Annotated in this window: 27 protein-coding genes; 15 read left to right on the forward strand and 12 right to left on the reverse strand. The window is 58.5% G+C overall.

Annotated elements, in window-relative coordinates:
* Window positions 1–5: 5 nt before the first annotated feature.
* A complete protein-coding gene (locus BMY54_RS22950; RefSeq protein ID WP_093438043.1) occupies window positions 6–1,187 on the forward strand; it encodes an MFS transporter in 1,182 nt (393 codons plus the stop codon).
* Here the strand turns inward: BMY54_RS22950 and BMY54_RS22955 are convergent.
* The 3 genes from BMY54_RS22955 to BMY54_RS22965 all read right to left on the reverse strand — a co-directional run bounded on the left by BMY54_RS22955 (window position 1,132) and on the right by BMY54_RS22965 (window position 3,595).
* Window positions 1,132–2,064, reverse strand: a complete 933-nt coding sequence (locus tag BMY54_RS22955) for a DMT family transporter (protein ID WP_093438047.1) — start codon at window positions 2,062–2,064, stop codon at window positions 1,132–1,134. The two genes, BMY54_RS22950 and BMY54_RS22955, sit on opposite strands and share 56 nt — an antisense overlap.
* A gap of 249 nt (window positions 2,065–2,313) precedes the next feature.
* The gene (locus tag BMY54_RS22960; protein WP_093438050.1) at window positions 2,314–2,712 is read right to left on the reverse strand and encodes a DUF2177 family protein; all 399 of its coding nucleotides are present in this window, start codon (window positions 2,710–2,712) and stop codon (window positions 2,314–2,316) included.
* Window positions 2,713–2,758: 46 nt separating this feature from the next.
* Entirely contained in the window at window positions 2,759–3,595 is an 837-nt protein-coding gene (locus tag BMY54_RS22965; RefSeq protein ID WP_093438054.1) for a CvfB family protein, read from the reverse strand.
* Between the two features lie 340 nt (window positions 3,596–3,935).
* Here BMY54_RS22965 and BMY54_RS22970 point away from each other — a divergent pair, with 340 nt between their 5' ends.
* The 3 genes from BMY54_RS22970 (at window position 3,936) to BMY54_RS22980 (ending at window position 5,994) form a co-directional block, all read left to right on the forward strand.
* Window positions 3,936–4,124 (forward strand): hypothetical protein, encoded by a 189-nt coding sequence (locus BMY54_RS22970; RefSeq protein WP_170844885.1) that lies wholly within the window; start codon window positions 3,936–3,938, stop codon window positions 4,122–4,124.
* 205 nt (window positions 4,125–4,329) lie between these two features.
* Window positions 4,330–5,046: a TorF family putative porin gene (locus tag BMY54_RS22975; protein WP_093438058.1), complete on the forward strand. Its 717-nt coding sequence runs from the start codon at window positions 4,330–4,332 to the stop codon at window positions 5,044–5,046.
* A 78-nt stretch (window positions 5,047–5,124) separates the two neighbouring features.
* A complete protein-coding gene (locus BMY54_RS22980; protein ID WP_093438063.1) occupies window positions 5,125–5,994 on the forward strand; it encodes a DUF6279 family lipoprotein in 870 nt (289 codons plus the stop codon).
* A gap of 122 nt (window positions 5,995–6,116) precedes the next feature.
* On the opposite strand, the gene BMY54_RS22985 is transcribed toward BMY54_RS22980, so the two are convergent.
* Window positions 6,117–6,509, reverse strand: a complete 393-nt coding sequence (locus tag BMY54_RS22985) for a transcriptional regulator (RefSeq protein ID WP_093438066.1) — start codon at window positions 6,507–6,509, stop codon at window positions 6,117–6,119.
* 175 nt (window positions 6,510–6,684) lie between these two features.
* On the opposite strand from BMY54_RS22985, the gene BMY54_RS22990 reads away from it, so the two are divergent.
* The 4 genes from BMY54_RS22990 (at window position 6,685) to BMY54_RS23005 (ending at window position 9,260) form a co-directional block, all read left to right on the forward strand.
* Window positions 6,685–7,419 carry a DUF899 domain-containing protein gene (locus tag BMY54_RS22990; protein ID WP_093438069.1) on the forward strand — a complete coding sequence of 245 codons (735 nt, stop codon included), beginning with the start codon at window positions 6,685–6,687 and terminating at the stop codon, window positions 7,417–7,419.
* 106 nt (window positions 7,420–7,525) lie between these two features.
* Window positions 7,526–7,801: a hypothetical protein gene (locus tag BMY54_RS22995; RefSeq protein WP_093438074.1), complete on the forward strand. Its 276-nt coding sequence runs from the start codon at window positions 7,526–7,528 to the stop codon at window positions 7,799–7,801.
* A gap of 262 nt (window positions 7,802–8,063) precedes the next feature.
* Window positions 8,064–8,648 carry a papain-like cysteine protease family protein gene (locus BMY54_RS23000; RefSeq protein ID WP_093438078.1) on the forward strand — a complete coding sequence of 195 codons (585 nt, stop codon included), beginning with the start codon at window positions 8,064–8,066 and terminating at the stop codon, window positions 8,646–8,648.
* A 12-nt stretch (window positions 8,649–8,660) separates the two neighbouring features.
* The gene (locus BMY54_RS23005; RefSeq protein ID WP_093438082.1) at window positions 8,661–9,260 is read left to right on the forward strand and encodes a hypothetical protein; all 600 of its coding nucleotides are present in this window, start codon (window positions 8,661–8,663) and stop codon (window positions 9,258–9,260) included.
* A 55-nt stretch (window positions 9,261–9,315) separates the two neighbouring features.
* Here the strand turns inward: BMY54_RS23005 and BMY54_RS23010 are convergent, their stop codons facing one another.
* The gene (locus tag BMY54_RS23010) at window positions 9,316–10,656 is read right to left on the reverse strand and encodes a DEAD/DEAH box helicase (protein WP_038358505.1); all 1,341 of its coding nucleotides are present in this window, start codon (window positions 10,654–10,656) and stop codon (window positions 9,316–9,318) included.
* A 191-nt stretch (window positions 10,657–10,847) separates the two neighbouring features.
* Here BMY54_RS23010 and BMY54_RS23015 point away from each other — a divergent pair, with 191 nt between their 5' ends.
* Window positions 10,848–12,146 carry a mechanosensitive ion channel family protein gene (locus BMY54_RS23015; RefSeq protein WP_093438086.1) on the forward strand — a complete coding sequence of 433 codons (1,299 nt, stop codon included), beginning with the start codon at window positions 10,848–10,850 and terminating at the stop codon, window positions 12,144–12,146.
* Window positions 12,147–12,252: 106 nt separating this feature from the next.
* Here BMY54_RS23015 and BMY54_RS23020 read toward each other — a convergent pair whose 3' ends face one another.
* The 3 genes from BMY54_RS23020 to BMY54_RS23030 form a co-directional block, all read right to left on the reverse strand.
* Window positions 12,253–13,119 (reverse strand): carboxylate/amino acid/amine transporter, encoded by an 867-nt coding sequence (locus tag BMY54_RS23020; protein WP_093438091.1) that lies wholly within the window; start codon window positions 13,117–13,119, stop codon window positions 12,253–12,255.
* Window positions 13,120–13,465: 346 nt separating this feature from the next.
* Complete coding sequence (locus tag BMY54_RS23025; protein ID WP_093438095.1) at window positions 13,466–14,065, reverse strand: FMN-dependent NADH-azoreductase; 600 nt, start codon at window positions 14,063–14,065, stop codon at window positions 13,466–13,468.
* Between the two features lie 230 nt (window positions 14,066–14,295).
* Window positions 14,296–14,610, reverse strand: coding sequence for a hypothetical protein (locus tag BMY54_RS23030; protein WP_016985956.1), 315 nt, complete (start codon window positions 14,608–14,610; stop codon window positions 14,296–14,298).
* A 49-nt stretch (window positions 14,611–14,659) separates the two neighbouring features.
* Between BMY54_RS23030 and BMY54_RS23035 the strand changes: the two genes are divergently transcribed.
* From BMY54_RS23035 to aqpZ, 5 genes are all read left to right on the forward strand, one after another.
* On the forward strand, window positions 14,660–15,583 hold the full coding sequence (locus BMY54_RS23035) for a PA3225 family LysR-type transcriptional regulator (protein WP_007914443.1): 924 nt from the start codon (window positions 14,660–14,662) through the stop codon (window positions 15,581–15,583).
* A 14-nt stretch (window positions 15,584–15,597) separates the two neighbouring features.
* Window positions 15,598–16,401 carry an alpha/beta fold hydrolase gene (locus BMY54_RS23040; protein ID WP_093438101.1) on the forward strand — a complete coding sequence of 268 codons (804 nt, stop codon included), beginning with the start codon at window positions 15,598–15,600 and terminating at the stop codon, window positions 16,399–16,401.
* A 3-nt stretch (window positions 16,402–16,404) separates the two neighbouring features.
* Window positions 16,405–16,962, forward strand: coding sequence for a peptidylprolyl isomerase (locus BMY54_RS23045; protein ID WP_093438104.1), 558 nt, complete (start codon window positions 16,405–16,407; stop codon window positions 16,960–16,962).
* Between the two features lie 90 nt (window positions 16,963–17,052).
* Complete coding sequence (locus BMY54_RS23050; RefSeq protein WP_093438109.1) at window positions 17,053–18,885, forward strand: ABC transporter ATP-binding protein; 1,833 nt, start codon at window positions 17,053–17,055, stop codon at window positions 18,883–18,885.
* A gap of 296 nt (window positions 18,886–19,181) precedes the next feature.
* Window positions 19,182–19,874 carry an aquaporin Z gene (gene aqpZ / locus BMY54_RS23055; protein ID WP_093438113.1) on the forward strand — a complete coding sequence of 231 codons (693 nt, stop codon included), beginning with the start codon at window positions 19,182–19,184 and terminating at the stop codon, window positions 19,872–19,874.
* Between the two features lie 116 nt (window positions 19,875–19,990).
* Here aqpZ and BMY54_RS23060 read toward each other — a convergent pair whose 3' ends face one another.
* Window positions 19,991–21,115 (reverse strand): GNAT family N-acetyltransferase, encoded by a 1,125-nt coding sequence (locus tag BMY54_RS23060; protein ID WP_093438117.1) that lies wholly within the window; start codon window positions 21,113–21,115, stop codon window positions 19,991–19,993.
* Window positions 21,116–21,397: 282 nt separating this feature from the next.
* Here BMY54_RS23060 and BMY54_RS23065 point away from each other — a divergent pair, with 282 nt between their 5' ends.
* Window positions 21,398–22,720, forward strand: a complete 1,323-nt coding sequence (locus tag BMY54_RS23065; RefSeq protein ID WP_007914428.1) for a putative porin — start codon at window positions 21,398–21,400, stop codon at window positions 22,718–22,720.
* Between the two features lie 143 nt (window positions 22,721–22,863).
* Here the strand turns inward: BMY54_RS23065 and BMY54_RS23070 are convergent, their stop codons facing one another.
* From BMY54_RS23070 to BMY54_RS23080, 3 genes are all read right to left on the reverse strand, one after another.
* Window positions 22,864–23,100: an anti-sigma factor family protein gene (locus tag BMY54_RS23070; protein ID WP_093438121.1), complete on the reverse strand. Its 237-nt coding sequence runs from the start codon at window positions 23,098–23,100 to the stop codon at window positions 22,864–22,866.
* A complete protein-coding gene (locus BMY54_RS23075; RefSeq protein WP_093438125.1) occupies window positions 23,094–23,705 on the reverse strand; it encodes an RNA polymerase sigma factor in 612 nt (203 codons plus the stop codon). The genes BMY54_RS23070 and BMY54_RS23075 overlap by 7 nt, the downstream gene beginning before the upstream one ends.
* Window positions 23,706–23,842: 137 nt before the next feature.
* Window positions 23,843–24,964 (reverse strand): beta-ketoacyl-ACP synthase III, encoded by a 1,122-nt coding sequence (locus tag BMY54_RS23080; RefSeq protein WP_093438130.1) that lies wholly within the window; start codon window positions 24,962–24,964, stop codon window positions 23,843–23,845.
* Window positions 24,965–25,105: the final 141 nt, after the last annotated feature.

The following is a 25,105-nucleotide window of genomic DNA, read 5'->3' on the forward strand; positions in this document are numbered from 1 at the left end:
CGACCATGTCGCCGCTTATTCGCTTATCTGCCTGCTTCGTGGCCCTGATGATGGCCATGGGCATCGGACGTTTCGCTCTCACCCCGCAAATGCCGCACCTGCTCAGCGAAGGTCAGATCGACCTGACAGCCGCTGGTCTGATTGCAGCGGCCAACTACCTCGGTTACTTGCTCGGCGCGGTGGACGCGATGTTCGCCCATCGCCCGCAACAGGTTCAGCGGCGCCTGCACGGTGGCTTGTGGCTGTGTGTGCTGCTGACCCTGGCATCGTTCTGGGCCGATGGTTTTTGGTCGCACCTGGTGCTGCGCTTCGGCACCGGGGTGGCGAGTGCCTGGGTGCTGGTGATGATCACGACTTTAAGCCAACCGTTGGCTGCGGCAGCGGGTCGTCCACGTTTGGGCGCACTGGTGTTCGCCGGACCGGGCTTAGGGATTTTTCTGACAGGATTGCTGGCGCTGGTCTCACACCTGCTCAACCAGACTTCCGCGACGTTGTGGCTGATTTACGCAGCGGCTGCGTTGGTGATGATGCTGAGCGTCTGGCGACTGCTGCCTAAGCCCGTCGCAACGGCTGCGGTTGCTGTGGCGGCAGGCAATCCATCGAATCGCGGCATCGGGCGGCTGGCCGTGATTTATGCGCTGTACGGCGTCGGCTACATCATTCCCGCGACCTTCCTGTCGCAGATGGCCACTGGGCAATTTCACGGACAATGGCAGGCGGACTTGTTCTGGCCGTGCTTCGGTCTGGCCGCGGCGCTTGGCGTGTTGCTGGTGAGTCTACGGCGTCACGATCCCGAAACGACGCGCCACTGGTTGATGGCGACGTTGTGGCTGCAAGCGGCCGGTGTCTTTGCCTGCCTGCTCGGCAGTGGCCTGGGCCTCGCACTGGGCGTGATCCTCTGTGGCACACCGTTCCTCGCCTGCATGCAACTGGTCATGCAACGCTCGCGGGAACTGGCGCCGCATGCCACCCAACGCAATGCCGGCATGCTCACCGCGTGCTTCGCCGTCGGCCAACTCAGCGGCCCGTTGCTGGCGGCGTTGAGCAGCCATTTCAGCGGCGGTTTGCAGCCAGCACTGGTCACCGCCGGCAGCGGATTGTTGATTGCCGGCGGTCTGGCGATGCAATCGACTAGCGCTGGCCCAGCGCTTTGCGCAAACGCCGACGCAGCCACTGCTCGGCGCTGACAAAAGTGATGCCGAACAGCACGAGAACGGCGCCGATCACGAAGTTCACACTCAGCTGTTCGCCCAGAAGAATCACGCCGAAGGTCACGCCAAACAGCGGCGTCATGAACGAAAACACCGCAAGGTTCGCCGCCAGATAACGACGCAGCAACCAGAACCAGATCAGGTAACTGAAGAACGACACCACCAGGCCCTGGAACAACACGCTGGCCACCGCCACGGTGGTCAGGCTGACGTGGGTGATCTGGCCGCTGAACAGCGCAATCAAGAGCAGCCCGATGAAGCCGACGATCAATTGATAGAACAGGGTCAGCGTCACCGGTGCTTCCGACAGACGCGAAGCGCGCACTACCACCGTGGTCGCGCCCCAACAGGCACCAGCCAATACGCCAAAGGCATCGCCGAGCAGCATGCGCCGGTCGAGGTTGTCCCACGACACACCGCCGGCAAAGGCAATCGCGATGCCGATGAAGGCGAGCAGGATGCCAAGCCATTGCAGCGGCCGCAGTCGCTCACTGGCCAGCAGAAAGTGCACACCCAACGCGGTGAAAATCGGTGCGGTGTAGAGGAACACCGACATGTGCGCAGCAGTGGTCAGTTGCAAGCCTTCGGCGATGAAAAAAAACTCCAGACCAAACAGCGCACCGGCCAGTAAGCCACCGCGCCAGGTCGTACCGACCTGATCCCAGCCGCCTTTCCAGCAGATCAGCAAACCGACCAGCAACGCGGAAATTCCCGAGCGCCCCGCCGCTTGCATCACCGGTGCGATGTCCGCTGCGGCCCACTTGATCATCACCTGTTGCACGCCCCAGATCAGGCAGAGGCCGATCATCACTTGCAGGGCAAAACTGTCGGCATTGCGCCGCTCGACACTCACCGCAACACCTCGAATACACACAACATGGCAGGCCATCCAATGGTCAGAAAACAGTGTCGAGGATTATCAATGACTCGAGCGCAAAAAGCCGTCTGGAAAAGACATTTTGTGCTTCAGCGGCGTCAGCGGTAAGTGGCTGTCGGCTGCGCCGCCATTCGCGAGCAAGCTCGCTCCCACAATTAGAATGCATTTCCCTGTGGGAGCGAGCTTGCTCGCGAAGAGGCCGGCATTGCTTACCTGCATTTCGGATCAGACATTGCCAAACCGCCTCGCCAACAAAAACCCGACGCTACAAGCCACAGCAGTAGCAAACGTCCCCCACGCCCAATCCATCAGCGTCACCTGCACCGACCAGCCACGCAACGTCGCCCAATTGGTCAGGTCATAGGTGCCATAAGCCACCAGCCCCAACAACGCGCCCCGCTTCGCCGCCCACTGCCAGGTCGCCGCAGGCAGCACCACAAACACCACGCAGCCAAAAACATACAGGCAATAAAAAACCGCTGCAGGAATCAGCAGCGGTTTTTCGAGCATCAGCGGGCCGAGCAGTTCGCGATAGGTCGGCGCCATCAACAGGCCGAGCCAGAGACCGTCGAGCAATAAAAACATCACCAGTGTGGCGACGTAGGCAATCAGCGTTTTTTTCATCGACCCGATCTCGTGTGTGTCCCATGCAAGATGGGCCACCCAAGGCTCAGGTTAGTTCAATGCGATCAGCATGAATAACGATCTTGCCTTCCTTGTACAGCGAGCCGATGGCCTTCTTGAAGTTGCCTTTGCTGACGCCAAACAGGCTGCTGATCAACGCTGGATCGCTCTTGTCGCTGACCGGCAACGTGCCGCTGTTGTCACGCAACTTGGCGAGGATCTTCGAGTTCAGGCTGCTGGCAGCTTCCTGGCCAACCGGTTGCAGGCTCAGGGCGATCTTGCCGTCGGCACGCACTTCCTTGATGTAGCCCTTCTCAAGCATGCCGGCGCGCATGAACTTGAAGATCTCATTCTTGTGAATCAGACCCCAGTGCTTGTTGTTGATGATCGCCTTGAAGCCCATGTCGGTGGCTTCGGCAACCAGCAGATCAACTTCCTGACCCTGACTGTAATTGGCCGGAGTCTTGTCGAGGTAGCGATCCAGTCGCGCAGTGGCGGTGATACGGCGGGTGTGCTTGTCGAGGTAGACATGCACCACGCAGTATTCGCCGGCGGTCATCTGGCGCTTCTCTTCGGAATACGGCAGCAACAGATCCTTCGGCAGCCCCCAATCGAGGAACACACCGATGCTGTTGACTTCAACGACTTTCAGACTGGCAAATTCGCCCACCTGCACTTTCGGTTTTTCCGTGGTGGCGAGAAGTTTGTCTTCGCTGTCCAGATAAACAAAAACGTTGAGCCAATCTTCATCTTCGGTCGGAATATCTTTCGGGATATAACGATTAGGCAAAAGAATCTCGCCATCGGCACCGCCATCCAGATATAAACCGAAGTTAGTGTGTTTAACCACTTGCAAACTGTTGTAACGCCCGACTAAAGCCATTTCCAGAACCCTCATTGCGTGGGCGGCATTCTACCCGTTTTTATCGTGGCCGTCGGGTGACAGATCGGCACGCTTGTGAAACCGGTTCAACACCTTGATTTTCCTCGGGCGCAGCAGGGCCGAGGTGCCGCTCGTCAGACAGGCACGAACGCTCATGACTGAATATTTCAATGCACGCGCACATAAATGTTGTTATTTAAAACAGCAGGTTAGCCGGATATTTCGAATATTGGATCGAGAATAATGCAGCAATGCGGTTGGTTATTCCGGGGGATATTTACCAAGCAATTGTCAAGTTATTCCTGTACGATGCCTGGCCGAGTTACTTTTCTACAGGTTAATGGCCGCCATGCGTGTAAAAGCATCCTCCAGCAAAGCAAAGCCAGCTCCAGCCGTTGAAACCAGCGAATCGATCAACGATCAGATTGCAGCGTTTCTCAAGTCTGGTGGCGAGATCCAGCAAATTGCCAAAGGCGTCAGTGGCCAGACATTCGGCCCGTCCAAGCAGATCAGCCTGGGCAAGAAGTAACACCGGTTTTACACCCGTCCAGAGGCGCTTTGAGCTTTGAAGCGCCTGGACTGGCACCGCGTAACCTCCCTCCTTTTTAAACAAAATTCCTTGTGAATCGACGAACGGCCTTCAATGCCGATCATTCGCCGGTATCCTTGCACGCGTCTAGATCAAGCGTTTCAGCAGGCCCGCATTCCTGCACTCGCTGTTCATGGAGTGACGCATGCGCAAATCTTCCTGTTTATTGCTCGTAAGCCTGATAGTTGGCTCGACCGCGCACGCGCAGATTTTCCAGCGTGAACTCGGCGACTTCGATCTCAAACTCGGTACCACGCCCACGCGCAGCATGGCTCAAGGCCTGGTCAAACCGGCGGCAGTCGGTTCCTTCCATGGCGGCCTCGACCTGAGCCACGACAGCGGCCTCTATGTCGGCCAGTACGCACCGAGCATGGGCATCTCCCCGGGCAAGAACCTCGAAATCGACTCCTACGTCGGTTTTAAACAACCTTTCGATCAGACCCTCGGCTATGAAGTCGGCATGATCCACTACAGCTATCCCAAGGTAGACACTCTCGACAGCCAGGAGCTGTTCGGTGGCCTGACCTTGCTCGGTAGTCGTTTCGGCGTGGCCTTCAGCAATGACCCGGATAAACAGAACAACACGTTGTTTGCCGATCTTGGCGGCAACCAGCCATTCGGCATCGGCGTCAGCATGAAATACACCACCCACCAACTGAACACACCAGTGGCCGTGGACGGTGGTTATGTCGGCAGTTTTACCGATTGGTCGGTGAAATTGTCCCGACCATTCATGGGCGTCGACCTCGATCTGATCTACAGCGACTCCAGTCTCAGCGGCAGCGATTGTTCGGCCTACTCCGGGCACAACAGCGAGTGCGACGGCCTCGTCACCCTCAAGGCTGCGCGCGCGTTCTATTGATCGGCTGAACTGCCGGGTTCATTCTGCGTTCACATAGGAATCAGTTCCTCGAAGCCAGGCTCACGCAAGGATTCGCCCATGTCTCGCTGGTTCAAACAGATCGCCGCGCTACTGATCTTCACCCTCGCCCTCGGCGCTTGCAGCCGTGTCGGCCTGGCCTATCGCAACCTCGACGTGATCATTCCATGGACGCTCAGCGACTATCTGGACATGAACGGCGAGCAGAAAGACTGGTTCAACGAACGCCTCAAGGACCACCTGAGCTGGCATTGCACCACGCAATTGCCGGGCTATCTGGACTGGCTTGATCGCCTGCAGACCATGGTCGAATCCAATCAGGTCACCGATGCCGCGCTACAGGCGCGCACTGCGGAAGCCAAGCAGGCGATTGCCGAAACCGCTCGAGAGATCACCCCGTCGGCGATCGAGTTGCTGCAAGGGCTGGATGACAAGCAAGTGGCCGAGATGAATGATGCGTTTGCCAAGGATCTGCGCAAGCGTCAGCAGGAATACCTCAAGCCGCCGCTTGATCAGCAAATTGCCGAGCGCGGCGCACGCATGGTTAAACGTCTGAACGACTGGCTGGGGCCATTGAGCGCCACTCAAGAACAGCGGGTCATGGCGTGGTCGACCGCGCTGGGCGATCAGTACACGCAATGGATCGCCAATCGCGCCCATTGGCAGAAGCAATTCAGTGCCGCCGTCGCACAACGCAAAAGCCCCGAATTCCCACAGAGAATCGAGACGCTTCTGGTCAATCGCGAGAGTTTATGGACAGCCGATTACCGCAAGGCCTTCGCCGAAACTGAAGCACAAGGACGATCTCTGGCGGTGGACTTGATGGCCGAAAGTACGCCGCAACAGCGTCAGCGGTTGTTGAGGAAAATCGAAGGAGTGCGCAAAGACTTCAACGAGCTCAAATGCCTCAAGGCCGCGCAAAAAACCTGAAGACACCTACATCCAATTGTAGGAGTGAGCCTGCTCGCGATAGCGGTGTTCCAGTCAACATTGATGTCACTGGAAGACCGCTATCGCGAGCAGGCTCACTCCTACAGGGGATCTGCGTAAACTCAGGCGATCTGGGCTTTAGACGCCACTTCCTCAAAGGTCGCCTCGGCCAGCGCATCCTCTTGCTCATCCAGCACCTGACGCGGGTGATCGTTGCCAGGAATGCTGCTGTCGATCAGGCTCAGCAGGCTGGAACCGCGAGGCGTCAGAACAAAATTGTTTCCCGTGCTGCCCTCCTCATCCGGACGCGGTGCGATGTAGCCGCGCAACAGCAGCAACCGTTCATAATCGCAGGCCAGCGTTTTCAGATGATCCAGATTCTCGATCGGCTCGCCGGCGCTGGCTTTCGCCGCCGCATAGTCTTCGGCGTAGGCTCGAGGGGCAAAACTGTGGCCGGCACTGTTCTGCACTTCATGCAGCAAGCGTTCAATCAAATCCCAATTATATTTCGTCATCCTGATACAACCTCCGGTGCGCGTAATTTATGGCGCGTTCATAGGTTGTGACCGGAGTGGCTCGCAGCCGTTCAGCCGCATTTCCCGCAGCGACCGACCGGCGGTCTGTCGATTTGCAGCAGGGTTAAACGACTAGTCTGAAACAGACGGTTTCAACCCCGCAGGAGAAATCATCATGAACGTTGAGAATCATCCGGTGGTATCGCGCGAAGAATGGCTCGCCGCCCGTAAGCAGCATCTGGCCCATGAGAAAGCTTTCACCAAGGAACGCGATCGCCTCAGCGCCGAGCGTCGAGCCTTACCATGGGTGAAGGTCGACAAGGACTACCACTTCCAGGGTCCGAACGGCGAGTTGAAATTGGCTGACCTGTTTGGCAAACACAGCCAATTGGTGGTTTACCACTTCATGTTTGCCAAGGACTGGGAGGAAGGTTGCCAGGGTTGCTCGTTCCTCAGCGACCACATTGATGGCGCCAACCAGCATCTGGCTCATCACGACATCGCGGTGGTAGCTGTGTCCCATGCGCCCTTCAACGAATTCCAGGCGTTTAAACAACGGATGGGCTGGAAGTTTGACTGGGTGTCGTCAGAGGGTTGCGACTTCAACTATGACTTCGGCGTTTGTGCCCGGGCTGAGGATGTCGCGGCGGGAAAGGCTACGTACAACTACGAAAAGACTGACAGTGCTGAGGAGGAAATGCCGGGGTTGAGTGTGTTTTATCGCGATGAGGCCGGGGAGATTTTCCACACCTACTCGACCTACGCTCGCGGTCTCGACATGCTGGTCTGCGCCTATAACTACCTCGACCTCACGCCCAAGGGCAGGAATGAAGACGAGATCATGGAGTGGGTGCGGCATCACGATCGCTATGAGCTAGCGACAAAATCCAGTTGCTGCCACGGTAAATGAAAGCCTTTTGTGGGAGGGAGCTTGCTCGCGCCCATAGAGTCTGAACTTTTCGCCAGTTTCGCCGCTCAACCGGTTAACCCGCCTTAACCGGAACTGAGGCCTGCCCATGAAAACCCTGATCAAGCTCACCCTCGCCGCCACCTTGGCCTGCGCCCTGCCCGTCTGGGCCTGCACGCCGGAGGAAGCCACCGAAAAGCGCGAACAACTGGCCAAGGAAGTCGCCAAGCTCACCGAACAGAATCCGGCCAAGGCCAAGGAGATCAACGCCGAGTTGCAGAAGATGGATCTGGGCACGGCCAGTGCCGATCTGCCGGATAAATGTCAGTTGATTGATCAGCGGTTGAAAGAGTTGGGCACGGCGGAGAAAAAAGCGGAAAGCTAAAAGCCAGATCAAAAGATCGCAGCCTGCGGCAGCTCCTACATCGATCCCTGTAGGAACGGCCGAAGGCTGCGATCTTTTGCTTATGGAAATGCATTAATGCATTTATTTATTTGCATTAACGCATATCCACATCTACGGTTACATCGAGCAACGAGATCGGAACCCGCCATATGACATGGCAACCCGTGAACACCGATCGCTCGGCAACACCGCAACACCCACACAAGCTGGACGCTTGTTTTCACTCATGGAGGATTGAAAAATGTTAACAACAGCAGCAACACAATTCACCGGCGAATCACTGCCAAGGTGCCTGGCCGGTCACCTGCTCGACCCGCAACTCGCCGAAGTCGAAGCCGCTGAACAGCTCAGCGCCCGCGCCGCTGGCAGCCTTAACTTCAACATGCAGAAACAGACCCAGACCAACTGGTGCTGGGCCGCCGTGTCCGCTTCGGTCGGCAACTATTACGGCACCGGCAACTGGACGCAGTGCGGCGTGGCCAGCACCCAACTGGACCGCAATTGCTGCAATCAGCCGGGGCCGTGCAACGTCTACGGCTATCTGGATTCCGCTCTGCAAACCACTCGCAGCTACAACGGCATGAATCAGGGCTCGCTGCAGATGTCGGCCATCCGTAACCAGATCAGCATGGGCCGCCCGGTCGGACTGCGCTGCGCCTGGTACGGCGGCGGTGCGCACTTCCTGACGATCTACGGCACCAACGGCGATTACGTATTGGTTGCAGACTCCATCTACGGCTATTCGACCCGCGCGCTGAACGCGTTCCCCCGCGCCTACAACGGCGGCGGCAACTGGACCCACACTTACTTCACCGTGAAAAACTAGGAGGGCGAGATCATGCAACTGACTTATCCAAAGGCGCCTTCCAACGGCGTACAGACCTTGCGCCCGGCGCTGCAAGCTGCACTGCAAACCCAAGGCTTTGGCGCCAATCGCCAATTCGCCAACGCAGCACCTGCGAAGATCAGCCTCAGTGAGGCCTATCGCGGCTACTCACTGAATCTGGAAGACCTGAGCCACGGCAAAGGTCTGAAAGACGCACGAATCGGCGACTGGCATTACCTGGTGTTTGCCGACGGCGTGACGATTGCCGATGCGCAACTGGCCGAGGTGCGCGGGCATGTCGAATTCGCCTCGTTGAACCACGGCGATCACGCCGCCGCTACGGTGGCTGCGCTGAAACTGGCGGAACAAGCGCCGCAATTGCAGGGTAAAACCGTTGAGCTGCGCGTGCTGTTTGTCTCGGCACTGCACGTTGTCGCAATCTGGCTGCACGCCGACGGTGAGGACGTGCTGATCCCGATCGAGCCGACGCCGAAGGAGCTGGCGGTCACGCGGTTGTACAGCGAGGCAGCCTTGCTCGCAGCATTGAAGCCGGCGGCCGATCAAGCCAAACGGCGCTTTGATGCCGACACCAGTGGTCAGCTCGGCAACTGATGGACGAAAAAAAACCCGGACACTGTCCGGGTTTTTTATGCTCGCTAGAAACGCCTTACTCAGCCGCAGGCTCTGCTGGCTTGCGACGCTTGAGCGGTGCCATGCCGTCGCTGCTCACCAACGAGTCAGGCTTCGGACGATTGACGCTCTTGCGCTTGGTCGGCGTCTTGGCGGCAGTTTTCTTCTTGTCACCCTTGGCGTCGGTCTTTTTCTTCTTCACACCAACGGCTTTGCCCGAGGCCTTGACCTTTTTCGGTCCGCCGTAGGTGCCTTTGACTTCCTTGATGGTGCGGCGCTCGAAGCTCTGCTTCAGGTAGCGCTCGATGCTCGACATCAGGTTCCAGTCGCCGTGGCAGATCAGCGAGATCGCCAGACCGTCGTTGCCGGCACGACCGGTACGGCCGATGCGGTGCACGTATTCGTCGCCGCTGCGTGGCATATCGAAGTTGATCACCAGATCCAGGCCATCAACGTCCAGACCACGGGCCGCGACGTCGGTAGCGACCAGAATCTTCACGCCGCCCTGCTTCAGACGGTCGATCGCCAGTTTGCGATCCTTCTGGTCTTTCTCGCCGTGCAACACGAACGCTTTGTATTCCTGAGCCACGAGGCGGCCGTAGATGCGGTCGGCCATGGCGCGGGTGTTGGTGAAGACGATGGCCTTCTGGTAGGTCTCGTTGGCCAGCAGCCAGTTCACAATCTGCTCTTTGTGCTGATTGTGGTCGGCGGTGATGATCTGCTGACGGGTGGTCGAGTTCAGCTGGCTGACCGCGTTGAGCTGCAAGTGCTCAGGGTTGTTCAGTACCTTGCCGATCATCTCGCGCAGGCCGGAACCACCGGTGGTGGCCGAGAACAGCATGGTCTGCTGACGGTTCGGGCATTCGTCAACCAGACGCTGTACGTCTTCGGCGAAGCCCATGTCGAGCATGCGGTCAGCTTCGTCGAGCACCAGCACTTCGACTTCTTTGAGGTCGAGGTTGCCGGCGTTGAGTTGCTCGATCATCCGGCCCGGGGTACCGATGAGGATGTCCGGCACTTTGCGCAGCATCGCGGCCTGGACCTTGAAGTCTTCACCGCCGGTGATCAGGCCGGACTTGATGAAAGTGAACTGCGAAAAGCGCTCAACTTCCTTCAGCGTCTGCTGGGCCAGCTCGCGGGTCGGCAGCAGGATCAGCGTCTTGATGCTGACGCGGACCTTGGCCGGGCCGATCAGGCGATTGAGAATCGGCAGTACGAAAGCGGCGGTTTTGCCGCTACCGGTTTGCGCCGTCACCCGCAGATCACGCCCTTGGAGCGCCAGCGGGATGGCCGCGGCTTGCACAGGCGTTGGCTCGACAAATTTCAGCTCGGCCACAGCTTTAAGCAGGCGTTCGTGCAGGGCGAATTGGGAAAACACGGGTGCTACCTCGAAGATATGCAAAAAAACAGCTGCATAGGTTACCGGTTTCGAGCGCTCAGGCCGAGTTTCTTTATACAAACGGACGTAATCAGTGGCTTTTTTGTTGCTCGATTTGTCTTCAACGGTAATACACGGCGTCTTAAATGCTCTAATCGCCCATCGCGTCTTACAGAAGAATCGTTGCTCATATGGATTTCAAACAGCTCTGGCACAACGCCCAAGACCTCTGGGGCACCCTCGAACAGCATCCGTTCTTGCAGGCTGGCCTCGCACTGACCGTGCTATTGGTCATCGCACTGGTGCTCGGACGAGTGGCGCGTTACCTGATCCTGCACGCCAGCCGCATGCTCGGACGCCAGCCGGCGTTGCACTGGATCAATGACTTTCGCCATAACAAGGTGTTTCAGCGTGTGGCGCAGATGACGCCATCGCTGGTCATCCAGTTCGGCCTGCATCTGGTGCCGGAACTGAACAAAACCGCGATGACCTTTCTCGGCAACGTCGCGTTGTCGTTCACCATTCTGTTCCTGCTGCTCTCGGTCAGCGCTCTGCTCAATGCCCTGCTCGACATCTATGCGCGTACCGAACATGCGCGTACGCGCTCGATCAAAGGCTACGTGCAGCTGGCAAAAATGGTTTTGTACGTGTTCGGCGCGATCATCATCGTCGCCACATTGATCGACCGTTCGCCGCTGTTGCTGCTCTCCGGTCTGGGTGCAATGTCGGCGGTGATTCTGTTGGTCTACAAGGACACCCTGCTGTCGTTTGTCGCCAGTGTGCAGTTGACCAGCAACGACATGTTGCGCGTGGGTGACTGGATCGAGATGCCACAAGTCGGCGCCGACGGCGATGTGGTCGACATCACCCTGCACACGGTCAAGGTGCAGAACTTCGACAAGACCATCGTTTCGATCCCGACCTGGCGGCTGATGTCCGAGTCGTTCAAGAACTGGCGCGGCATGCAGCAGTCCGGCGGGCGGCGGATCAAGCGCAGCCTGTTCATCGACGCCAGCGGTGTGCGTTTCATCCGCGATGACGAAGAGGAAAAGCTCTCCCAAGTGCACCTGCTCACCGACTACATGAGCCGCAAAAAAGCCGAGCTCAAGGCATGGAACGAGGCGCAGGGCAATGTCGCGGCGATGTCGGCCAACCGCCGGCGCATGACCAACATCGGCACGTTTCGCGCCTATGCACTGGCGTATCTGAAGAGTCATCCGGAGATTCAGCCGAACATGACCTGCATGGTCCGGCAGATGCAGACCACGGCGCAGGGCATTCCGCTGGAGATCTACTGCTTCACCCGCACCACGGTGTGGGCCGATTACGAGCGGATTCAGGGGGATATTTTCGATTATCTGCTGGCGGTGTTGCCGGAGTTTGGGCTGAGTCTGTATCAACAGCCGAGTGGTGGGGATTTGCGTTCTGGCCTGCTGCCGGCGGTACTTGGCGCGGCGAGCATTCCCGAACCACAGAAACACCTCATGTAACCCAAAGATCAAATGTGGGAGCGAGCCTGCTCGCGAATGCAATGTGTCAGTCGACCCATACTTATCTGACCCAGCGCATTCGCGAGCAGGCTCGCTCCCACAGGGGTTATGCGGTGGCTGGGGATTTGCGGATGCCGAGACGGCTGATCCACACGGCAGCGAGGATGACGCTGCCGCCAAGGAACAACCGCCCCAGTTCCTCATGCTGATTCCAGATCAGCAAATTCAGCAGCAACCCCACCGGCACATGCAGGTTGTTCATCACCGCCAGCGTGCCGCCGTTGACCATGCACGCCCCCTTGTTCCACCAGTACATGCCCAGCGCGGTCGAGACCAGGCCGAGGAACAGCAACACGCCCCACTGCAACGGCGCTTCCGGGAGGAAATTGGCTTTGCCGAACATCAGGAATGCCGGCAACACCACCGCCAACGCGCCGAGGTAGAAGAAGCCGAAACGCCGATAGTGCGGTAGATCGCTCGGGTGTTTCGCCACCAGATGCTTGTACATCACCTGCCCGGCGGCGTAGGTGAAGTTGGCCAGTTGCAGCAGCAGGAAGCCCATGAAGAAGTCCGGGCTGATGCTGTCGAAACGAATCACCGCCGCCCCGCCCACCGCGACCAGCGCGGCAATCAGCGCCCACGGATTGAAGCGCCGGTTCAGGGCGTCTTCGATCAACGTCACGTGCAGCGGCGTGAGGATGGTGAACAGCAACACTTCCGGCACCGTCAGCACGCGGAAGCTCAGGTAGAGGCAGACGTAAGTTACGCCAAACTGCAAGGCGCCGATCATCAGCATGCCGCGCATGAACGAAGGTTCGACCGAGCGCCAGCGGGTCAACGGAATGAACACCAGCCCGGCCAGCACGACGCGCACCAGCACCGCGAAATAACTGTCGACGTGACCGGCCAGGTATTCGCCGATCAGACTGAAGGAAAACGCCTGGATCAGCGTGACAAAAAGTAGATAGCCCATGCTCGCCCCTAATTTGAATGGCGGCGACGATAGCGGTTTTTGCGCCAGACCGCGAACCCTCGAACAACACAAATCCCCTGTAGGAGTGAGCCTGCTCGCGATGGCGGTTGTTCAGACACATCAGCATTGACTGACACACCGCTATCGCGAGCAGGCTCACTCCTACAAGGGAAATTGCGTTGTTCATCAAATCGCAGACAAAAAAAAGCCCGATCTCGCTAATGCGTTCAATCGGGCTACAGCACTCAGGAGCAACAAGTGCAAAGGGAGGTTCGATGCGCGTAGAGCCTTGAAGGGGTTGCGCCAGGTCACTTAAACAATCGGCGATTATCTGGGGATTAACCTATCAAGCGACCTGGGACAGCTTGGCATTGGCCTGATTCAGGCCCTTCTCCTGAAAGTCGCCACCGAGGTTCATGCCCTCGGCGTGAATGAACGTCACGTCGTTGATGCCGATGAAGCCCATGACCTGACGCAGGTACGGTTCCTGATGGTCGGCCGGGCCGCCGGCGTAGATGCCGCCGCGAGCGGTGAGCACGTAGGCACGTTTGCCGCTGAGCAGGCCTTGGGGGCCGGTTTCGGTGTACTTGAAGGTCACGCCGGCACGCAGCACGTGGTCGAGCCAGGCCTTGAGGGTGCTCGGGATGGCGAAGTTGTACATCGGCGCGGCCATCACCAGTACGTCGGCGGCGAGCAACTCATCGGTCAATTCGTTGGAACGATCCAGCGACGATTGCTCGTTGGCGTTGCGCTGATCGGCAGGCTTCATCCAGCCACCCAACAGATTGCTGTCCAGGTGTGGCACCGGGTTCACGGCGAGGTCACGCACAGCGATCTGATCGTTGGGATGCGCTGCTTTCCACTGACTGATGAAAGTCTGGGTCAGTTGACGGGAAACCGAGTCTTGCTGGCGGGCGCTGCTTTCGATGATCAGAACGCGGGACATGGTGTGTAGCCTCCATCCGAGAATGTTGTAGGTCGATGGAGTGAAGGTTAAACAGAGTCGAATCGATGAAAAAGCGCAAATAATTGCTGCAAAGCATCGAATAATTCGTTTAGATGCTGACACACACCTTGTAGGAGTGAGCCTGCTCGCGATAGCGGTGTGTCAGTTAACACAGATGTATCTGACACACCGCTATCGCGAGCAGGCTCACTCCTACAAGGGAGCGACCGTTATTTCGGGGTGCAGGTCAGTTTGATGCGCAGCTTGATGATCTCGCGGGTGAACTTGGCCGTGGCGTTTTTATGTTTGCCGGCTGCCACTTCGATGTTGCGGGTGCGCGGCGCCTCGGGTCCATTGGTGAAGACGGCCTTGCACACTGCGTCGACATCACCGTAGTTGGCCACCCGAATCGAGCCGATGTCGTTATCGGTATCGAAGGTCTCGTAATCGATCTTCATGCCGTTGAGATCCTTCTGCACATCGATCGGATAAGCAAAAGCGGTCAGCGGAAGCAGCGCCAGCAGCACACAACAGAATTTTTTCATTCGGCAGTCTCCATGAGGGACGGCCAGCTTAGGACAAGAGGAGCTATTGATGAAAGCGCCCCGCGTGACCCTTGATCAATGGCGAACATTGCAGGCCGTGGTCGACCACGGCGGATTCGCCCAGGCCGCCGAGGCCTTGCACCGTTCGCAATCGTCGGTGAGTTACACCGTCGCCCGCATGCAGGACCAGCTCGGCGTGCCGTTGCTGCGCATCGACGGGCGCAAAGCCGTGCTCACCGAAGCCGGCGGTGTGTTGCTGCGCCGCTCGCGGCAACTGGTGAAACAGGCCAGTCAACTGGAAGACCTCGCCCATCACATGGAGCAAGGTTGGGAAGCCGAAGTGCGGCTGGTGGTCGATGCAGCCTATCCAAGCGCACGCATCGTCCGCGCGCTGACCGCGTTCATGCCGCAGAGTCGTGGCTGCCGCGTGCGTCTGCGTGAGGAAGTATTGTCGGGTGTCGAGGAGGTGCTGCTCGAAGGCGTGGCCGATCTGGCCATTACTGGCCTGAGCATTCCCGGTTACCTCGGCGCGGAATTGAGCGACGTAGAGTTTGTCGCCGTCGCCCACCCCGATCACCCGCTGCACCGGCTCAACCGTGAGCTGAGCTTTCAGGATCTGGAAACCCAGATGCAAGTGGTGATCCGCGACTCCGGCCGCCAGCAACCACGGGATGTCGGCTGGCTCGGCGCCGAACAGCGCTGGACCGTTGGCAGCCTCGCCACAGCGGCGACGTTCGTCAGCAGCGGCCTCGGTTTTGCCTGGCTGCCTCGCCACATGATTGAACGAGAGCTGAAGGATGGCTCGCTCAAGCTGCTACCGTTGGACAGGGGCGGCAACCGCAACTCCAGCTTCTATCTGTATTCGAACAAGGACAAACCCTTGGGCCCGGCCACGCAAATCCTCATCGAACTGCTGCGCACCTTCGACACTTTGCCGCTGGACGCCCCGTTCGCCGCCCCTGAACAAGCCTGACACGGAGTTCACCGATGGCGTATTTCCAGCACGAAGGTTGCAACCTGCACTACGAGGAATATGGCCACGGTACGCCGTTGCTGCTGGTTCACGGGCTCGGTTCGAGCACGCTGGATTGGGAAATGCAGATCCCGGCGCTGGCCGCGCACTATCGGGTGATCGTCCCGGATGTTCGGGGCCACGGGCGTTCGGACAAACCGCGCGAGCGCTACAGCATCGCCGGTTTCAGCAACGACCTGCTGGCGTTGATCGAGCACTTGAACCTCGGCCCGGTGCATTACGTCGGGCTGTCGATGGGCGGCATGATCGGCTTCCAGTTCGGCGTCGATCATCCGCAAATGCTCAAGAGCCTGACCATCGTCAACAGTGCGCCCGAGGTCAAAATCCGCAGCCGCGACGACTACTGGCAGTGGTTCAAACGCTGGAGCCTGATGCGCGTACTCAGCCTCGCGACCATCGGCAAAGCCCTCGGCGGTAAACTTTTTCCGAAACCGGAACAGGCGGATCTGCGACAGAAAATGGTCGAACGCTGGGCAAAAAACGACAAACGTGCTTATCTCGCCAGCTTCGATGCGATTGTTGGCTGGGGCGTTCAGGAACGACTTTCCCGAGTGTCCTGTCCAACGCTCGTCATCAGCGCCGACCGTGACTACACACCGGTGGCACTGAAAGAAACCTATGTAAAACTGCTGCCGAATGCGCGGCTGGTGGTGATCGCCGATTCGCGCCACGCCACCCCGCTCGATCAACCCGAACGTTTCAATCAAACGCTGCTGGAGTTCCTTGCCGCAGCCGATATTCAATCTCAGGATCACTGACCCATGTTGAAAAAACTCGCCCTCGCCGCTGGTACTGTGCTGTTTGCCGCCAACCTGATGGCTGCCACGCCAACCAAGGCACCGCATGTGCTGCTGGACACCACCAACGGCCAGATCGAAATCGAACTGGATCCGGTCAAGGCACCGATCAGCACCAAGAACTTTCTCGATTACGTCAACAGCGGCTTCTACAACAACACGATTTTCCACCGCGTGATCCCGGGCTTTATGGTCCAGGGCGGTGGTTTCACTCAACAGATGCAGCAGAAAGAAACCAAGGCTCCAATCAAGAACGAACACAAAAACGGTCTGGCTAACGTTCGTGGCACCTTGTCCATGGCTCGCACTTCCGTACCTGATTCGGCGACCAGCCAGTTCTTCATCAACGTCAAGGACAACGACTTCCTCGACCAGGGCGATGGCTACGCAGTATTCGGCAAAGTGGTCAAAGGTATGGACGTCGTCGACATCATCGTCAACTCGCCGACCACCACCAAACAAGGCATGCAAAATGTGCCTTCCGACCCTGTCTTCATCAAGTCGGCCAAAGTCATCGACTAAGCTGTACTGGGCGTATCGAGCGGCGCTGGCCTGATCCCGCGCGCCGCTCACACCGATAAAAGGAGAGCCCGTTCCCCGGGCGGTTATCTGATGCTCTATCGCCGTTTCGAACAACTGATCGACGTGTTCCGCGACGCCCCCACGGCATCCCCGCCGGATCGCGTGCTGCCCTTCTACACCTATTACCTGAAGCAGGTCTGGCCGAGTTTTGCCGCCCTGCTCACCGTCGGACTGTTCGGCGCCTTGATCGAAGTGGCGTTGTTCAGCTACCTCAGTCGCATCATTGACCTCGCCCAAGGTGCACCGAATCCGAATTTCTTTCAGGAGCATGGCCTGGAATTGGCCTGGATGGCCGTGGTCGCGCTGATCTTGCGCCCGGTCTTTGTCGGCCTGCACGACCTGCTGGTGCACCAGACCCTGAGCCCGAGCATGACCAGCATGATCCGCTGGCAGAACCACAGCTACGTGCTCAAGCAGAGCCTTAACTTTTTCCAGAATGACTTCGCTGGTCGTATCGCCCAACGCATCATGCAGACGGGCAACTCGCTACGTGACTCTGCGGTGCAAGCAGTGGATGCGTTGTGGCATGTGCTGATCTACGCGATCAGCTCGCTGGTGCTGTTCGCCGAGGCGGACTGGCGCCTGATGATTCCGTTGCTGACGTGGATCGCCGCTTACATTGGCGCGCTCTGTTACTTCGTGCCGCGGGTCAAGGAGCGCTCGGTGGTGTCCTCCGATGCACGCTCCAAACTGATGGGGCGGATCGTCGATGGTTACACCAATATCGCCACCCTGAAGTTGTTCGCCCATACCAATTACGAGCAGCAATACGCCCGCGAAGCAATCGAAGAACAAACCGAAAAAGCCCAACTGGCGGGCCGCGTTGTGACCAGCATGGACATCGCCATTACCACCATGAACGGCCTGTTGATCGTCGGCACCACAGGCCTGGCCTTGTGGCTGTGGACGCAATCGCTGATCACTGTCGGGGCGATTGCCCTGGCCACCGGTCTGGTGATTCGCATCGTCAACATGTCCGGCTGGATCATGTGGGTGGTCACCGGCATTTTCGAAAACATCGGCATGGTCCAGGACGGCTTACAGACCATTTCGCAACCGGTCAGCGTCACCGATCACGAGCAAGCCAAACCGCTGGAAGTGGCCCGTGGCGAAGTGCGTTTCGAGCACGTGGATTTTCACTACGGCAAGAAGCGCGGGATCATCGGCGATCTCAATCTGAATATCAAACCGGGTGAGAAAATCGGTTTGATCGGACCGTCCGGCGCCGGCAAATCGACGCTGGTCAATCTATTGCTGCGCCTGTACGACGTCGAGGGTGGGCGGATTCTGATTGATGGCCAGAACATCGCCGAAGTCGGTCAGGAAAGCCTGCGTGCACGGATCGGCATGATCACCCAGGACACCTCGCTGCTACACCGTTCGATCCGCGACAACTTGCTGTACGGCAAACCGGATGCGACCGATGCCGAGTTATGGGACGCGGTGCACAAAGCGCGCGCCGATGAGTTCATTCCGCTGCTGTCGGACGCCGAAGGGCGCACCGGGTTTGACGCGCACGTCGGTGAGCGCGGGGTGAAACTGTCCGGCGGCCAACGCCAGCGCATCGCGATTGCGCGAGTGTTGCTCAAGGACGCGCCGATCCTGATCATGGACGAAGCGACCTCGGCACTGGATTCGGAAGTCGAGGCGGCGATCCAGGAAAGCCTGGAAACCCTGATGCAGGGCAAAACTGTTATCGCGATTGCGCACCGACTCTCGACCATTGCCCGTATGGATCGGCTGGTGGTGCTGGAGAACGGCAAGATTGCCGAGAGCGGCACCCATGCCGAGCTGTTGGCCCATCGCGGTCTGTATGCACGACTTTGGGCGCACCAGACCGGAGGGTTTGTCGGCATAGATTGATGCACTGGACTTCCCTGTGGGAGCGAGCTTGCTCGCGAAAGCGTCGTATCAGTCGCCACTTGCGTTGCTGATCCACCGCTTTCGCGAGCAAGCTCGCTCCCACAATGGACATGCAACAGCTCACAAGGCCGCCACAGCCCGCAAACCAAGGGCGCTGGCGGTTTTTTTGTGGCTGCTGGAAATCCGCAGAAAGCCTGCTGTACTCAGCCAAGGTTTCGGTACGAAACCTGTCGTAAATCTGCAGGGATGCACAACTCGATGCAGTCTCGATAGCAGGGCTATCAAGGACGCCTCTCATGTCTCTGTTCAAACGTTCAGTCACTGAGTTGTTGGGTACGTTCTGGTTAGTATTGGGTGGTTGCGGCAGCGCGGTGATCGCCGCGTCTTCACCGTTGGGAATCGGGGTGCTGGGGGTGGCCCTGGCGTTTGGTCTGACGGTGCTGACCATGGCATTCGCCATCGGTCACATCAGCGGATGTCACCTAAACCCGGCCGTGTCGGTCGGTCTGTTCGTCGGCGGTCGGTTTCCGGCCAAAGAGTTGCCCGCCTACATCATCGCGCAGGTGCTTGGCGCGATTCTCGCGGCGGCGCTGATCGCGCATATCGCCAGCGGCAAGGAGGGTTTCGATATCGCTGCAGGCCTCGCTTCCAATGGTTATGGTGAGCATTCGCCGGGGAAGTATTCCATGGCGGCAGGGTTTGTGACCGAGCTGGTGATGACGGCGATGTTCGTGATCATCATTCTGGGCGCGACCGATAGACGCGCACCACCGGGGCTGGCACCGATCGCCATCGGCCTGGGCCTGACGCTGATTCACCTGATCTCGATTCCCGTCACCAACACCTCGGTGAACCCGGCCCGTAGCACGGGACCGGCACTGATGGTCGGCGGCTGGGCAATTGCGCAGTTATGGATGTTCTGGGTCGCACCGTTGATTGGCGCGGTGGTCGGTGGCGGGATCTATCGCTGGTTGGGCAAAGAAGAGTAGCCAAGGCATACACAAAACAAATGTGGGAGCGAGCTTGCTCGCGAAGGCGGTGTGTCAGCTGATATCCATGTCACTGCAACACCGCTTTCGCGAGCAAGCTCGCTCCCACAAGGGATCTAGGTTTGGCGATAAGGCAACGCGGTTTTCGCTTCTTCGGCATAAGCGAGGACGCCGGCGCGTTCCTGTTTCAGGAAATCCTTAACCGCCGCTTTCAACCCCGGATGACGCAAGTAATGCCATGAATGGGTGATCACCGGCTCGAAGCCACGAATCAACTTGTGCTCGCCCTGAGCGCCAGCATCGAAACGCTGATAACCCTGCGCGATCGCGTAATCCATGCCCTGGTAAAAACACGTCTCAAAGTGCAGCCGATCAAACTCCGCCAGACAGCCCCAATAGCGCCCGTAGAAACTGTCGCCACCGACCAGACTGAAGGCCATCGCCACCGGCCGTGAGCCTTGTTTGGCCAGTACCACGCGGATCGCCTCGGGCATACGCTCGGCCAGCAGACTGAAAAACTCCCGCGTCAGGTACGGTGCCTGACGCCGCACCGCATAGGTATTGGCGTAGCAGGCGTAGACAAAATCCCACTGCGCCTCGTCCAGCTCGCGCCCCTCCAGCCATTCAAATTCAAACCCCTGCCCCGCCACTTGCTCGCGTTCCTTGCGCATCTGTTTGCGCTTGCGCGAACTGAGTACGTCGAGGAAATCCTGAAAGTCGCGATACCCGCGATTCTGCCAGTGATATTGACAGCCAATACGTTGCAGCCAGCCTGGTTGCTCGGCCATTGCAGCGTCGGTGAAAGGATCCGTGAAGTTGATGTGCGCGCTGGAAAGCCCTTCGATTTCCAGGTAACCGGGCAGGCTCTTGAGCAGCTCGAAACCGTCTTCGACATTGGCCGCCAACAAGCGCGGGCCGCTGACCGGGCTGAACGGCACGGCGCTCAACAGCTTGGGGTAGTAATCGATGCCGGCGCGGGCGCAGGCGTCGGCCCAGCCATGATCGAACACGTACTCGCCGTAGGAATGCCACTTGCGATAACTGGGCAGTGCGGCGATCAGTCGATCATCTTCAATATGCAGCAAATGCTCGGGTTGCCAGCCGGTGTGAGGGCCAACGCTGCCACTGTCTTCCAGTGCACTGAGAAAAGCGTGGCGCAGAAATGGCTGGCTTTCAGGGACCAGCGCATCCCAGGTTGCCGGAGCGATTTGCGACAGGTTTTGCAGGCATTGCAACGGCATCGACAGCTCTCCACAACAAGACTTCAGCGCCCGGCGAGTATCGCCGATTGCGTGGCATTGCACACCCGCAATCGGCCGACAGCGCTCTAGATCAATAGTTCAGGACAAATCGATATCGTCATCAACCTGCCATCACTGTGCCACTGCCCTGTCATAAACCATCGCGATACTGGCGCCTGTTTTTAGAGCGCCGGGTTCTACCCGGACACTGTTTTCCGACGCTCGAATCGTCGGTTGTGCCCCGGATGGTTGTGCCATCCCCTCTCATCTTCGGAGATTGCTATGCGTCTTGCTTCCACGAAAACTGCGGCGGCCCTGTGCGGTGGCTTGTTGCTGGCCATGAGTGTTCCGGCCAGTGCTGCAGTCGACGCCAAACTGCTCGACATGCTCAAGGCTAACGGTTCCATTTCCCAGGCGCAGTACATCGAACTGCAAACTGAACTGGCCAAGGATCAGAAGGCTCAGCAAATCGCGCAGCAGGCGCAGCAAGAGACCAACGAACAAGTCGCCGCTGTTGCGAAGAAAACCAACGAACAAAGCGTCTTCGACCAGAAACTCGCCTGGGCAGCCAAGACCCAATTCAAGGGCGATGTGCGTATCCGTCAGGAGACCATCAAGATCGACGGCGAACCGAACAACGGTGGCCGCGACAAGGACCGTCAGCGCATCCGCGCCCGTCTGGGTGCCTACACCGAGATCAATCCGCAAGTCGACACCGGTATCCGTATCGCCACCGGCGGCGGCGATGATGCCCGTTCGACCAACCAGGACCAGGACAACTACTTCGACAAGAAGCAGATCTGGCTGGATCTGGGCTACATCGACTACCACCCTGACCAGATCAAGAACCTGCACATTATCGGCGGCAAGATGCTCCAGCCGTGGGTCAGCATGGGCGACGTGATCTGGGATAGCGACATCAACCCGGAAGGTCTGGCCGTTACCTACAAATACCCGTTGGGCAGCAGCGCCGAACTGTTCGGCAGCCTGGGTAACTACAACCTCAAGGACAACGTCGATGGCGATGGCGTGCAATTCCGTCACGACCTGCGTCTGACCGCCGGCCAGTTGGGTAGCCGCTTCAACATCACCGACAACTTGAAAGTGACTCTGGGCGGTAGTGTCTATGCCTACCAGAACGACGAAGACAGCCGCTGCACCGGCACTTCCACACCGTGCGCACTGGCGGTCAACGGCAACTCGGCCAACAACGAATTCCGTCTGTATGAAGGCTTCAGCCAGGTCGACATCGGCGGTCTGCCAATGCCACTGTCGTTCTACGGTCAGTACGTGAAGAACAACGATGCCGTGACCGATCAGGACACCGCGTGGCTGTTGGGTGCCAAGTCGAAAGTCTTCGGCCTGAACCTCGATTACAACTATCGTGACGTGCAGCGCAACGCCGTAGTCGGCGCTTTCACCGACTCCGACTTCGCCAACGGCACCACCGGTTCCCGTGGCCACAAGTTCAAGGTCGGTTACGACATCGACAAGAACTTCGCTATCGGTGCCACGTACTTCCTGACCAAGGCTGACTTCGCCAGCCGTACCCAGCGTGACGCTGACGCCAACACCTTGCAGCTGGACGCGGAAGCCAAGTTCTAAGAAAACAGCTACAAGCTTCGAACGACAAGCCGCAAGTCACCGCTCCCCTTGCGATTTGCCGATCGAAGCTGATTTTCCTGCAGCCCGGTGCAGTTACAGCGATCCCCATCATCCGTTCGCTGGCGCTGCACCGGGCTGTGTTTTTACGGGCTATCGTCCCGCCTCTGCGTAGCCAGACGCTCAGCCAGCGCGTCCACACCCTCTTCCGGTTTCTCCGGCATCGCCTTCAAGGTCGCTTGCATCAAACGCATCTGACGAATGAAACGCCGACAGTTCGGGCAAAACATCAGGTGATGGCGCACCATCAGTTTTTCACGAAAGCTCAATTGGCCATCGAGATAATCGCTGGAGCGCGCCACTTGTTCCTTACAGGTCAGCATTCCCCTGTCTCCTCAAAATGCTCCACGGTCGCGAAGACTTTCAGCCGCGCACGATGCAGCAGCACACGGACATTGGAGAGCGAGATCTCCAGAAGATTACAGATCTCCTCCAGCTCCAGCCCTTGGCGTTCGCGCAACAACAAAACGCTGCTTTGCAGTTCCGACAGGTTCAGCAGGGTGTGCTCCAGACAGTCACGCAATTCACCTTCGGTCAGCAAGGCTTCCGGGGTGTCCTGATGCCAGGCGAACGGGGCAACCAGCCAATGGCCGTCACCGGGAGAAAAGCGGTCATCGTCGATCGTGCCATGAGGTGACGGCAGATCATCCATCAACACTTCCCGGCGATTTTGTTTATAACGGCTTTTGGCCGAGTTGGCCGTGATGGTCAACAGCCAGGTCTTGAGACTGGAGCGGCCTTCGAAGCTGGCGATGTGGCGCACCACCGACAACCAGGCGTCCTGCACCACTTCTTCGACATGACGCTGGCCGACAATCGCATACGCCACGGCGCGCATAGCGCTCTGATACGTCGTCACCAGTTCCTTGAAAGCCTTTTGCTCACCCGCCAGCAGGCGCGCAAGCAGTTGGGTGTCGTCAGCCGCCATCCAAAAATCTCCTTGTGCCGATTCCGAAAATGATAGCGGCAGGTCTTCACCTGCCGCCATTTCCGAAAAATTACAGCGTTTGAGCCGATTCGGATGTAGGAAAGGTCGGCGCGATCAGGTGGAAATTAAACCGATTTTCAACGTTTGCGCAGAATCACGCTACCGATCGAATAGCCTGCACCGAACGAACTCAACACCGCCAGCGAACCGGCAGCCAGATCATCCTGATACTTGTGGAAAGCAATCACCGAACCCGCAGAGCTGGTGTTGGCGTAGGTGTCGAGAATCACCGGGGCTTCTTCTTCAGTGGCTTCGCGACCCAGCAACTTGCGCACGATCAGGTGATTCATGCTCAGGTTGGCCTGGTGCAGCCAGAAGCGCTTCACGTCGCCGACGTTGAGCTGGTTCTCTTGCAGATGTTCGCCGATCAGCTCGGCAACCATCGGGCAGACATCCTTGAACACCTTGCGGCCTTCCTGCACGAACAGTTTGTCGCGGGCACCAATGCCCTCTTCCGCCGCGCGGTTGAGGAACCCGAAATTGTTGCGGATGTTGTTGGAGAACTTGGTCAGCAGCTTGGTGCTGACCACATCGAACTGGTGTTTGGACGTCGCGGTCTCAGCGCGCTCGATGATCACTGCAGTCGCCGCATCGCCGAAGATGAAGTGGCTGTCGCGGTCACGGAAGTTCAGGTGACCGGTGCAGACTTCCGGGTTGACCATCAGGATCGCCCGGGCCTGGCCCAGTTGCACGCTGTTGGCGGCGGCCTGGATGCCGAAAGTCGCTGAGGAGCAGGCCACGTTCATGTCGAAACCGAAACCCTGAATGCCCAGGGCTTCCTGGACTTCGATGGCGATGGCCGGGTAGGCGCGCTGCAGGTTGGAACAGGCAACGATCACGCCGTCGATGTCGGCAGCAGTTTTGCCGGCACGTTGCAGGGCCTGTTCGGCAGCGCCGATAGCCATCTGGCAAAGCACCGACCATTCGTCGTTGGAACGCTCCGGCAGACGCGGGGCCATGCGTTGCGGATCGAGGATGCCGTCCTTGTCCATGACAAAGCGGCTCTTGATGCCTGAAGCTTTTTCGATGAACGCGGCGCTGGATTCGGTCAGGGCCTGGACTTCGCCGCGGGCAATGGCCTCGGCGTTGTCGGCGTTGAACTGGGCGACGTAGGCGTTGAAAGACTGCACCAGCTCTTCATTGGAGATGCTGTTGGCCGGGGTGTACAGGCCGGTGCCGCTGATGACGACGTTATGCATGGTCGTTTCTCTAATCTGTTCAGGCAGAAAGTGCTGGAACCGTCGTACCAACACACAAAGGGTCTATTCCCATCCGGGGGACGCAAACCTGGCATCGCTTTATTCCGTCGCGCGAACCGGGCGAAGGCTCTGGGTCGCGAA

The sequence above is a fragment of the Pseudomonas sp. ok266 genome (genome assembly GCF_900110195.1).
Classification (GTDB): domain Bacteria; phylum Pseudomonadota; class Gammaproteobacteria; order Pseudomonadales; family Pseudomonadaceae; genus Aquipseudomonas; species Aquipseudomonas neuropathica.